This is a genomic window from Marinicauda sp. Alg238-R41 (assembly GCF_947331485.1).
In the GTDB taxonomy this organism is placed as follows: domain Bacteria; phylum Pseudomonadota; class Alphaproteobacteria; order Caulobacterales; family Maricaulaceae; genus Marinicauda; species Marinicauda pacifica.
The window spans coordinates 280,838-292,273 of sequence record NZ_CAMZOJ010000002.1 but is presented as its reverse complement, the minus strand read 5'-3'; the positions used below and the strand labels follow the sequence as shown (position 1 = coordinate 292,273).

Genomic DNA, 11,436 nt, shown 5'->3' with positions numbered 1-11,436 from the left:
ATTACGTCCTGGAGGCAGTTTGAATAAGGTCGGCGAGCGTAGAATGGGCGTCGGGCTTGCCCAGGCTATGGGCTTTCGCGGCCATCCGGCCAAGAGCTTCCCCGTCGCCCAGCAGGCTTTCAAGGCGCGTCGACAGCGCCTCGACAGTCAGGTCGCGCTCGCGCACGACTTCCGCTGCACCGGCGTCCACCAGGGCCTCTGCGTTCGCGCTCTGGTGATCATCCATCGCGATGGCCAGCGGCACGAACAGGGCCGGACGCCCCACGACCGCAATCTCGGCCACGGAGGAGGCTCCAGCCCGCGCGATTACGAGGTGTGCCCGGCGGTACTGCTCGTGCATATTGTCAAAGAAGGCTTCGCAAACCGCGTCCACGCCGGCCGCCCTGTATGCGGCGCGCGCGGTCTCGATGGATTCCGCGCGCGTCTGCTGGACGATTTCCAGACGCTCGCGCAGCGAGTCTGGAAGACGGGCGATCGCTGCGGGCACCGTTTCCGACAACACTCGGGCACCCAGACTCCCCCCGATCACAAGAACCCGGACAGGACCGTCCGCTCCGGGCGCCTGGTAGGCCTGATTGCGCGCGGCCCGGATCGGTGTCCGCACCGGGTTGCCGGTCACCACATGGGTGACGCGCCGGTTGATCCGGTCGAGGCGTTCGAAACCGGATGCGACCGCCTCGGCGCCCCCGGCAAACAACCGGTTGACCCGCCCGAGTACGGCGTTCTGTTCGTGGATGATGTAGGGAACACCCCTCAGACGCGCCGCTGCCAGGGCGGGAAAGGCCGGATAACCGCCGAAACCGGCAATCACGTCCGGCTCGAAGTCCGCCATCAGCCGGCTGGCCTGTCCGACACCCGACCAGAGCTTGATCAATGCCTTGGCAAGCTTCACCGGGTTTTTGACAAACGGGCTGGAGGCCGAGATCTGGTGTATGCGCCCCCCCGGGAAATCACCGGCATGCGCGTGCCCGCGCGCATCGGTGATCAGCGCCACCTCCCATCCACGCTCGATCAGGGTTTCGGCACACGCACGAGCGGGAAACATGTGTCCGCCCGTGCCGCCTGCGGCGATAAGGCAGCGCTTCGTCATGTCAGCTCCGATGTTCGTAAGCGCCGGGGCGGTGACGGGTCAGCGCCAGCATCAGCCCGGCCGAAAAGCACAGGGCCAGCATGGATGACCCGCCATAGGAAATGAAGGGCAGGGTCATGCCTTTGGGTGGAATCAAATTCAGGTTTACCGCGATATTGATCAGCGCCTGAAAGCCGAACAGCAGGGCAAGGCCGGCCGTGGCCAGCTGCGCGAAATGATCGGTCAGTCTCAGGGCACGCGTCCAGGCTTGGGCGAACAGGATCGCGAACAGGCCAATGATGGCGAGCGAGGCGAGAAGTCCGAATTCCTCTGCGGCGACCGAGAAGACGAAGTCGGTATTGGCTTCGGGCAGGAGACGCTTGATCTCTCCTTCGCCCGGACCGACCCCGAACAGGCCACCTTCGGCAAAGGCCTGGCGGGCACGCTCGGTCTGTGCCCACTCCGCCTGGGGTCCTAGGAACGCGGCGATCCGCGCCTGAACGTGATCGAGGCTAAAGTACGCGATCGTCAATAGGCCGCCGCCCGCCACGCCTAGCCCGGCGGTATATATCCACGGCAAGCCGGCCGCGAACAGCATGGCGCCGAAGATGACGCTGAGCAGAATGGTCTGTCCGAAATCGGGCTGGATGATGAGCAGCCCCACGCTCACCGCATAGATCAGCAGGGCGATCAGACGGCCGGGAACCGGTGCGCCGCGACTTTCCTCAGCGAAGAGCCAGGCAATGATGACGATGAAGGCCGGTTTCAGGAATTCACTCGGCTGCAGCCCGAAGCTGCCGAAACGAATCCAGCGGATGGCGCCGTTGATTTCGTTGCCGATGAGCGGCAGCAGGGCCATCAGGCCGAGGGAGCCGATCAGGGCGAGCCCCGCAATCCGGCGAACACCGGTAATCGAGAGGGCCGACGTCCCGATCAGAAGCACGATGCCTGCGACAGCAAAAGCCGCGTGGCGCGTCAGAAAGTAGAACGGGTCGTCCAGAGCCAGCCGCTCGGCCGCCGCCGGTCCTGCCGCGAGCGACAACGTCAGCCCGACACCGATCAATGACAGCACAATAAAGATCAAGGTTCGGTCGAGACCCCGCCACAAAGCAGCGGCACGTAAACGGCTTGCGGCGATCATGCGGCATCTCCTGCACGCGCTTTGGCGATCAGGTCCGTGACCGCCATGCGGAACGTGTCCCCGCGATGTTCATAGCTGCGGAACTGGTCGAAAGAAGCACAGGCAGGCGAGAGCAGCACGACCGGGTCCGGTAGCCCGCTTTCAACCGCATCCTTGGCCGCGCGGGCCGTTGCCGCATGCAGTGAGGGACACGCTACGGTCTCGACCTTGCCTTTAAGCTGGCGAGCGATCAGATCGGCATCCTGACCGATCAGGTAAGCTTTACGCAGACGGTCGAAATAAGATGCAAGACCTTTGACGCCGCCTTCCTTGGCCTGGCCGCCCGCAATCCAGAAAATGTTCTCGTAACACCCGAGGGCCTGGGCTGCCGCGTCGGCATTGGTTGCCTTGGAATCGTTGACGAAGACAACTGGTCCGACCTGACCGACCCGCTCCTGGCGGTGGGCCAGTCCAGCGAAGTTCTCCAGCCCGGCAGCCGCATCTTCCTGGCTGAGCCCGAGACGGCGCACAGCGGCGTAGGCGGCGGCTGCGTTCTGCGCGTTGTGCCGGCCTGGCAGAGCGAGAGCGCGCCTCAGATCGGCCGCCGCGTGAGGCTTTCCGTCGAGCGCGTCATACACCGTGCCGCCCAAGGCATAGACACCTTGGGACAAGACCTTCCGCGAGGAAACCGGGATGACCGAGTCTTCGTTGGCACTGCGCATCTGGGTGAAAACTCGCGAGGTTGTTTCATCGTCAACGCCGATGATCGCGCTGTCGCCGTCTGCCTGCGTGGCGAAAATCCGGCGCTTTGCCGCAAGATAGTTCTCGATCGTGCCGTGCCGGTCGATATGGTCTGGGGTGAGGTTGAGAAACACCGCCACATCGCAGTGAAGCCGTTCAACCAGGTCGAGCTGATAGGACGAGAGCTCCAGCACATAGATCGCTCCGGGCCTCGGGGGCGCCAGCGAGAGAACGGCCTCGCCGATATTTCCGCCGACACGCACGTCCATCCCAGCCGTCTTGAGCATATGTCCGATCAGAGCCGTGGTCGTCGATTTCCCGTTCGTGCCGGTGATCCCCACGACGCGCACACCTTCAGTGTTCGCGATCTCACCGGCAAACAGTTCAATATCCCCGATGACCGGCGCACCAACAGCCTGTGCAAGCTCAACCATCCGATGCGGCTTGGGGTAGTGAAACGGTATGCCCGGCGACAGGACCAGTGCAGCAATATCGCCCCAGTCGCGGCGATTCAGGTCTTCCAGCGTGAGCCCGGCCTTCTGCGCCGCCTGGCGGGCGGCCTCGTTGTCGTCCCACGCCACGACCTTCGCCCCGCCCGCGGCCAGGGCCTTGGCGGTGGCAATGCCGGTGCGCCCCAGCCCGAAGACGGCAACGCTCCGGCCCTTGTACGCGGTGACGGGGATCATACAGCTACCTCAGTTTCAGCGTCGACAGCCCGATCAGGGCCAGCACCACTGCGATGATCCAGAAGCGGATCACGATTGTGGGCTCGGCCCAGCCCATTTTCTCGAAATGGTGGTGAATTGGCGCCATCTTGAAAATGCGTTTGCCGGTCAGCTTGAAGCTCGCAATCTGGACCATCACTGACACGGCCTCGAGCACGAACAGGCCACCGATGATCGCGAGCACGATCTCGTGTTTGACGGCAACCGCGATGGTTCCAAGGGCGCCCCCCAGTGACAGCGATCCGGTGTCGCCCATGAAGACCATGGCCGGTGGTGCGTTGAACCAGAGAAAGCCCAGCCCTGCGCCGAGAATGGCGCCGCAGATGACGGCCAGCTCCGCCGTGCCCGGCGTAAAGTTCAAGAACAGGTAATCTGCGTAGATCGCCGATCCGACGAAATAGGCGATAAAGCCGAAAGAGCCGGCGGCAATCATCACCGGAACGATCGCCAGACCGTCCAACCCGTCCGTGATATTGACGGCATTCGAAGCGCCAACGATCACGAGCAGACCGAAGATAAAGAAGCCGTACCCCAGCGGGATCAGAAGATCCTTGAAGAAGGGCACGGCAACAGAAGTCGCAAAATCCTCCGGCACGCCGGGCGCTTCGCTCAACAACGATGTCATCCAGAATACGGCGACGAGCGCGATAACCCCCTGTAGCGCCAGCTTTCCGCTGCCTCGCAGACCTTCGCTCGTCTTTTTGGTCACCTTGCGCCAGTCATCGATGAAGCCGATTGCGCCAAATCCGGCAGTCACGAAGATCACGACCCAGAGGTATTGATTGGTCAGGTCGCCCCACAAAAGAGTCCCGACAAGAATCCCGATGAGGATGATGAAGCCGCCCATCGTCGGGGTGCCCGCTTTGGCCACGATATGGCTTTCCGGACCGTCGGTGCGGATTGGCTGAGAGCCCTTGGAGCGCAACCAGCGGATGAAACCGGGGCCGATGAGAAGAGCCACGACAAAGGCCGTGATCCAGGCCGCCCCGGTTCGAAAAGTCAGATAGTTTACAACGTTGAAGATCTGGAACTGGTCAGCAAGCTGCGAGAAAATCAGATAAAGCATGGCAACCCTCAGGCGTTCGACCGCGCGGCCAGACGACCTTCACGCAGGCTTGAGACGATTTTGTGGACGCCCGATGCATTCGAGCCCTTGATCAGCACCACGTCGCCGTCGTGGAGTTCGTCAATCAGGATCTCTAATGCTGAATCGGCCGATCGTGCAGATTGCCCCGTCACCGATTTGGGCAGTGCGTCGAGCAGGGACTGCATCAGCCGCCCCACCGCGATCACGCGCGAGACGCCCGCCTGGACCACCGGCTCGGCGAGCGCGCCATGCATGGCCGCACTGTCCAGGCCAAGCTCCAGCATCTCGCCCAGAACTGCAATACGGCGCCCCTGCCCGCGAGGCTGGCGCTTGGAGAGCGAAGCCAGGGCGGCAGTCATCGAGACGGGGTTGGCGTTGTAGCTGTCATCCACGATCACAGCCTCGCCGCCTTCTGGAAGGCTCAGGGTGAAGCTGGCGCCCCGCCCCGCTGCCGCGGTCTGCCGCTCAAGGGCGGCCACGACCTGTTCTGCTTCCAGGCCTGCTGCCACACAGGCGGCCATCACCGCAGCAGCATTAAGGCCTTGATGCGCCCCGCTGGCTGCCAGCTTGAAATCCACGAGCCGCCCAAGCACGTTCAACCGGCCGCGCCCGCCGTCGGGCGCATCGTCGAACCGTTCAAGGCGGACAGCAGCATCCCTCGCAGCACCAAACCCGAACAGGAAGGCGGCGCGCGACTTCATCACCTTGCTGGCCAGCCGGTCATAATAGGCGTCGTCGGAAGGAATGACCGCGACCGCGTCTGGCGCCATCCCCTCGAATATCTCCGACTTCGCGTCGGCGATCGCCTCCATGGACCCGAGATTCTCCAGGTGGGCTGGTGCGATCCTGGTAATGAGCGCGACATGGGGCTGAACCAGGCGGGACAGGGGGCGTATCTCGCCGGCGTGGTTCATCCCCATCTCGAACACGGCGTGTTCTGTAGTCTGCGCCATGCGTGCGAGCGTCAGGGGTACGCCCCAGTGATTATTGAAGCTCTTCACGCTCCAATGGGCCTGGCCCGCCTCGCGCAGGCTGGCCGCGATCCACTCCTTCACGCTGGTCTTGCCGACCGAGCCGGTCACCGCGATGCGACGTGCGTCCGACCGGTCCCGGCTTGCGATTGCCAGCTTGCTCAACGCCTCCATCACATCGTCGACGACCAGGCGCGGGCCTTCGCAGGCATCGGCCCTGGATACCAGAGCGGCCGCCGCGCCAGCCTTCATGGCAGCAGGGGCAAACTGATGTCCGTCCCGTTCCGCCGTCAGCGCCACGAAAAGATCTCCGGCGTCCAGCGACCGGCTGTCTATGGAGACGCCGGTTGCTGTCCACTCGCCGCCTTCCAAGTGTCCGCCCGTGACATTTGCGGCAACTTCTGCGGTCCATAGCGGTGCACTCATGAGCCCCCCTCCCGGCGCGCCAGTGCCTGTCGCGCCGTCTCGCCATCGTCAAACGCAATCACCTCATCGCCGACGGTCTGACCGGTTTCATGACCTTTGCCCGCAATCAACAGCGTGTCCCCAGCGTCCAGCAAGGACACTGCTGTGTAGATGGCCTCGCCCCGGTCACCAATCTCGCGTGCGCCGGGGCAGGCTTCCAGGATCGCCTTGCGGATCTTCGCCGGATCTTCGCTACGCGGGTTGTCGTCGGTCACGATGGAAAGATCGGCCAGCTTCCGGGCCACCTCGCCCATTTTCGCGCGCTTCGTCGGATCGCGGTCACCGCCCGCTCCGAAAACCAGAACAATACGCCCCTGGGTGTGCGGCCGCGCCGCACGCAAGAGCTTCTCAAGGCCGTCGGGCGTGTGGGCGTAGTCGATAAGAACGGGCGAACCCTGGCGGGTCTTGCCTGCTTGCTCAAGCCGACCGGGGACTCCGGTCAGGTGTTTCAGGCTCTCCAGCGCTGCGCCCGGAGCCACACCACTGCGGATCGCCAGGCCGGTCGCCATCAATGCGTTTGCCGCCTGGAATTCACCAATCAACGGTAGCGTGATCGAGTGGGCTTCGCCCTGATAGACCAGTTCGATATCCTGGCTGGCGGGATGAGGCGTGATCTCTTTCAGCTGCAGGTCGCGTCCGGCCCAGCCCACGGTAAACACTTCAAGGCCCAACTCTTCGGCCCGGGCTGCGACCCGCGCCCCCCACTGGGTATCCACGTCCACGACCGCCGATCCACCCTTGGGCAGTAGCGTGTCGAACAACCGCATCTTGGAGGCGAAGTAGTCCTCAAAATCAGAGTGATAATCGAGATGGTCCTGCGTGAGGTTGGTGAAGCCAGCCAGGCTCACCGTTACTCCGTCCATGCGGCGCTGTTTCAGCCCGTGACTGGAGGCCTCCATCGCGAGATGCGTGACACCCTTGACCCTCAGCTCGCTGATCGCCTGATGCAGACGGATGGCGTCGGGAGTCGTGTATCCAAACTCGGTGCGTCCGGAGGCTAGGGTCACGCCCAACGTGCCCAGTGCAGCGGCCTCAAACCCGGCGCGACTCCAGATCTGCCGCAGAAACTCCACCGTGGAACTCTTGCCGTTGGTCCCGGTCACTGCTGCGACCGTATCCGGCTGACCCGGATAGAATTTCGACGCCATCTGCGCGAGCGCCTCGCGCGGATCCTCAACGGCGATCAGCGGCTTGCGCGTCGCGGTATCCGGCGTCCCCAGAATGGCGGCCGCCCCTTTATCTTCGGCCATCGGAATGAACTGACGGCCATGAGCCTTCACTCCCGGCAGTGCGGCGAACACGAAGCCAGGCTGAACCGACCGGCTATCCAGCGCCAGTCCGGCGACAGGCAGATCCAGTAGCGTGGCGTCCAGCGTCACGCCGTCCGGCAAGATGTCGCGCAAGGGCCGGGCCGCGTTCATGGCTGAGGCTCCGCTTCTGACAAGGATACAAGATCGAGAGGTTCTTCCGGTCCCTGCCTGACACGCACACGTGGCGGGAACATGGCCGAGACAAGGTCTGCTTGCGCGGAGGGATCGGCCTCGCGCGGCGCGACGCCCAGAATCGACGCCAGCTGGCCGATCACCTCGCCCGCGGTCGGCGCCGCGTTCCAGCCGGCGGTCCGGTAGCCGTGCGTATTCTCGGTGGGCTGCGGCAGGTAGAGCGTGACGAGCAGCACGTATTGCGGATCATCGAACGGGAAGATGGAAATGAAGGAATTATAGACCGCCCGGCGATTATAGCGCCCGTCCACGATCTGCTCGGCGGTGCCGGTCTTTCCTGCCACCGCCAGCCCTTCAACATTGGCCGCTCCGCCCGAACCCTCGGTAACCACCTGACGCATCACGCCCAGAACCTGAGCTGCGGTCGATGCACTCATCACCGGTTCGCCGACAACCGTTTCGCCGGGCGCGACCGGCCGGAAGGTCGGTGGTACGTAGACGCCACCATTCGCAAGCGCTGCGTAGGCAGCCGTGAGCGTCACTGGGGAAATATTGAAGCCGTGGCCGAACGACGCCGTCATGTTCTCCGTGCGCCCCCACCTCGCGGGCATTAGCGGCTCTGCGCTTTCTGCAAGCTCCACCGGCGCGCGCTCGAACAGACGTAGATCGCTGAAGAAGCGCTGCATCTCCTCGCTTCCGATCGTATCGGCCATTCGCGCGGTCGCAATGTTGGATGAGTGCACGATAGCTTCACGGGCTGTGAGCGGACGGCGCTCGGGGTGGAAGTCATGGATCGTGAAGCCCCCGACGCGCAACGGATGGGTCGCATCGAAAACGTCTCCGACGCGCACCTCTCCGGTTTCGAGAGCGGCGGCAAGGGTCAGCGGTTTCATCACCGATCCCAATTCGTAGACTCCGGTCAGCGCGCGGTTGAACCGGTCCACACCCGCAGAATCCGAAGCACGGTTCGGATCGAAGTCAGGCAACGATACGAGAGACAGAATTTCGCCGGTTCCGACGCGCATGAGGACGGCGCTCGCGCCCTCGGCACTGAACTCCGCCATCCTGGCCCGCAAGACACGTTCGATCGCATTTTGTGCAGTCAGGTCGATCGACAGGCTGACCGGTCTGCCATCGCCGGACGACAGCTCTGATTCAAAGGCAAGTTCCGCACCTGAGACGCCATTGAGATCGGTATCGGTATAGCCGACGACATGGGCGGCGGCGCGCTTTTTGGGATAGATGCGCCCGGCCTCGATCCTGAAATCGAGCCCAGGCAAACCGAGAAGGTGGATCGCCTGGCGCTGGCGCGGCGTGAGTTGACGGGCCACCCACACGAACCGACGGTTGGAGGAGAGCATGCGCGCCGTGCGAGCGACATCAAGGTCGGTGAGGACCGTGGCCAGCTGCTCGGCGGTTTCCTGCGCATCCCAAACCATGGCCGGGTCGGCCCACAAGGAATGAAAATCGAGATTGGTCGCAAGCACCTCGCCGTCGCGGTCGGTAATCTCTCCGCGGCGAACCGGCGCTTCGGCATAGCTGTGCGGCACACTGGCCGGGTCCGCGGGAAACAGGGCAAGTCCGGTCGCGCGGACACTCAGAACGGCGAAGAACAATCCGACGCCCAGGCCCATGACCATGAGGCGCGTCCGCGACAGGGACAGCGCTGCCCCTGCTTCATCCTCGAGACGCAAGAGCTGAGCAACGTCGGCAGGCGCGGCTTCACAGACAGGCGGCGGCGTGCGCCCCTCGCGAGTTTCTCGAACCTTGACCTTGCCCCAGAAGCGCCCGAGCCCGCGTGCCATCAACCGCCTCCGCCCGTCCTGCGGAGCCCCATTGAGGGATATGCGCGCGGCGCGCCAGTCAGTTGCGGAGCTGCCTCTTCTGTCTGGATCTGAGGAAGATCGGAAAGCTCGATTTCCTGATTGGGCCGTACCGGCTCAAAGCCTAGATACGCACGCGCCAGGGCCCGCAGCTGTTCCGGATCTTCCAGGTGGGCGACGTTGACGGAGAGTGTATTGATCCGCCCCCGCTCCTCGGCCAGTTCCGCCTGCAGATGCGCCAACCGGTCCTGAGCTTCGCCCGCCTCGGTCTTGGCGATGTAAAGCGCGAGCAGAAGCGCGGCTGCGACGGTTAGCATCAGAATATTGAGTGCTTTCATCATCAGACCAGCTCCAGGAGACGGCTATAGGCCGGCACGCCGCGAAAGGCGCTTTCGGCGCGCGGCCAGGCGGATGCTTCGTTACGAACACCCGCGCGCAACTTGGCGGAGCGCGCGCGCGGGTTTTCAGAGACTTCGGTCTCGCTCGGCTCAACCGCCTTGCGTGTGAGCAGAGTAAAGCTCGGTTCGTGCTCGGGCAGCGCTTCCGGCTCATGACGCGAGCCGCGACCCAGAAGACCTGCACGTTCACGAAAGAACGTCTTAACCATGCGATCTTCCAGTGAATGGAAGGTAACAATAACGAGCCGGCCAGCCGGCTTGAGAATCTGTTCGGCTGCCACCAGGCCCGCCATCAGTTCGCCCAACTCGTCATTGACGAAGATGCGCAGCGCCTGAAAGACCCGCGTTGCCGGGTGGATGCGGCCGGGTTTGCCGCCCACTGCGCGCGAGACGATATCGGCGAGGCGCAAGGTCGTGGTGATGGGCTCGGCTTCCCGCTCGCGCACGATGAACTGCGCCGCGCGGCGCGCCTTCTTCTCCTCGCCGTAGACCCGGAAGATTGCGGTAAGCTCGTCGAGCTCCAGCTTGTTGACCGCGTCCGCCGCACTGGGACCTGACCGCGACATGCGCATGTCCAGCGGCCCCTCTCGCTGGAAGGAAAAGCCGCGATCTGCTTCGTCGATCTGCATGGATGACACACCGAGGTCGAGGACGACGCCGTCGACCCCCGAGCTCTCGGCTCGCTCGATCACATCCTCCATCAGGGAGAACGGCCCCTCGGCGAACGCAAATCGCTTCGGGTAGGCACCTTTGACAGCTTCGACCGCGCGGCGCGCAGTCGGGTCGCGATCGATGCCGAGAACCCGCGTCCCATGAAATCCCAGGATGGCCCGCGTGTATCCGCCCGCTCCGAAGGTCGCGTCGACATACAGGCCACCGTCACGCGGTTCCAGCGCGTGCAGGACCTCCTCCAGCATGACGGGTCGGTGCGCCATCAGGCACCCTCCCCGGCTGCACGGCGCCTGGGCTTCAGGGCATGCTTGTTCTCACGCGCGGTCTCGAGATCCTGACCGTGCTGCTCAGCGATCGCTTCGGGACTCCATATCTCGAAGCGCTTGCCCAAACCGACAAAAGTGGCCCGCACATCAAGCCCGGCATAATCCGCGAATTCCTTGGGCAGTGAGATGCGGCCAGTCGAATCAAACGTCAGCGCGCGTGCCCCGCCGAAAATCACTCGCTCGATCGCGACGCGACGGTCGTCGTACGGATCCATCTCGTCCAGCGCATCGGCGTACTCGTCCATCAGGCGCTGACCGCAACCTTCCAGAAACGGTCCGTTAAATGAACGCCATACATAGATTCCGTTGAGCGGGTCGGGCGCCACGGCCGCACGGAAAGACGCCGGAACGGAAACCCGTCCCTTCGCGTCAATCCCGTTCTCGGTCGTGTAGAGAAACATCCCCGCTCCCAGCGTATCGATACGCAGCCCCCTCTGGCTGGTTAACTATGGGATACCATGGGATGCCGTGGGAAACAATCTGTAAAGCAGGTCTTAATACCCATTCTTGAGCATGTGGATAAGTACAGACGGCCGATGCTGCAGCGCAACGTAAAAGAACATAATGTGAACATTTGAGGCGTCCAAATGCTCGCAT

At 63.5% G+C, this 11,436-nt stretch carries 10 protein-coding genes; all 10 read right to left on the bottom strand.

Annotation, left to right across the window (positions count from 1 at the left end; genetic code table 11):
• Position 1 precedes the first annotated feature (1 nt).
• Genes murG through PGP17_RS09835 form a run of 10 tightly spaced genes read right to left on the bottom strand, consistent with a single transcriptional unit; the run spans position 2 to position 11,240 of the window.
• On the bottom strand, positions 2-1,090 hold the full coding sequence (murG, locus tag PGP17_RS09880) for an undecaprenyldiphospho-muramoylpentapeptide beta-N-acetylglucosaminyltransferase (RefSeq protein WP_270375199.1): 1,089 nt from the start codon (positions 1,088-1,090) through the stop codon (positions 2-4).
• Position 1,091: 1 nt separating this feature from the next.
• Positions 1,092-2,210 carry an FtsW/RodA/SpoVE family cell cycle protein gene (locus PGP17_RS09875; protein ID WP_270375198.1) on the bottom strand — a complete coding sequence of 373 codons (1,119 nt, stop codon included), beginning with the start codon at positions 2,208-2,210 and terminating at the stop codon, positions 1,092-1,094.
• Positions 2,207-3,616 carry a UDP-N-acetylmuramoyl-L-alanine--D-glutamate ligase gene (gene murD, locus PGP17_RS09870; protein WP_270375197.1) on the bottom strand — a complete coding sequence of 470 codons (1,410 nt, stop codon included), beginning with the start codon at positions 3,614-3,616 and terminating at the stop codon, positions 2,207-2,209. The genes PGP17_RS09875 and murD overlap by 4 nt, the downstream gene beginning before the upstream one ends.
• A 4-nt stretch (positions 3,617-3,620) precedes the next feature.
• Positions 3,621-4,721, bottom strand: coding sequence for a phospho-N-acetylmuramoyl-pentapeptide-transferase (mraY, locus tag PGP17_RS09865; RefSeq protein ID WP_135944185.1), 1,101 nt, complete (start codon positions 4,719-4,721; stop codon positions 3,621-3,623).
• An 8-nt stretch (positions 4,722-4,729) separates the two neighbouring features.
• Entirely contained in the window at positions 4,730-6,139 is a 1,410-nt protein-coding gene (locus PGP17_RS09860) for a UDP-N-acetylmuramoyl-tripeptide--D-alanyl-D-alanine ligase (protein WP_270375196.1), read from the bottom strand.
• A complete protein-coding gene (locus PGP17_RS09855) occupies positions 6,136-7,599 on the bottom strand; it encodes a UDP-N-acetylmuramoyl-L-alanyl-D-glutamate--2,6-diaminopimelate ligase (protein ID WP_270375195.1) in 1,464 nt (487 codons plus the stop codon). The genes PGP17_RS09860 and PGP17_RS09855 overlap by 4 nt, the downstream gene beginning before the upstream one ends.
• On the bottom strand, positions 7,596-9,425 hold the full coding sequence (locus tag PGP17_RS09850; protein WP_270375194.1) for a peptidoglycan D,D-transpeptidase FtsI family protein: 1,830 nt from the start codon (positions 9,423-9,425) through the stop codon (positions 7,596-7,598). The genes PGP17_RS09855 and PGP17_RS09850 overlap by 4 nt, the downstream gene beginning before the upstream one ends.
• Positions 9,425-9,784 carry a cell division protein FtsL gene (gene ftsL / locus PGP17_RS09845; RefSeq protein WP_135944193.1) on the bottom strand — a complete coding sequence of 120 codons (360 nt, stop codon included), beginning with the start codon at positions 9,782-9,784 and terminating at the stop codon, positions 9,425-9,427. Before ftsL ends, PGP17_RS09850 begins: the two co-directional genes overlap by 1 nt.
• Positions 9,784-10,776, bottom strand: a complete 993-nt coding sequence (gene rsmH / locus PGP17_RS09840) for a 16S rRNA (cytosine(1402)-N(4))-methyltransferase RsmH (RefSeq protein WP_270375193.1) — start codon at positions 10,774-10,776, stop codon at positions 9,784-9,786. The genes ftsL and rsmH overlap by 1 nt, the downstream gene beginning before the upstream one ends.
• Positions 10,776-11,240, bottom strand: a complete 465-nt coding sequence (locus PGP17_RS09835) for a division/cell wall cluster transcriptional repressor MraZ (RefSeq protein ID WP_135944197.1) — start codon at positions 11,238-11,240, stop codon at positions 10,776-10,778. The genes rsmH and PGP17_RS09835 overlap by 1 nt, the downstream gene beginning before the upstream one ends.
• Between the last annotated feature and the right edge of the window lie 196 nt (positions 11,241-11,436).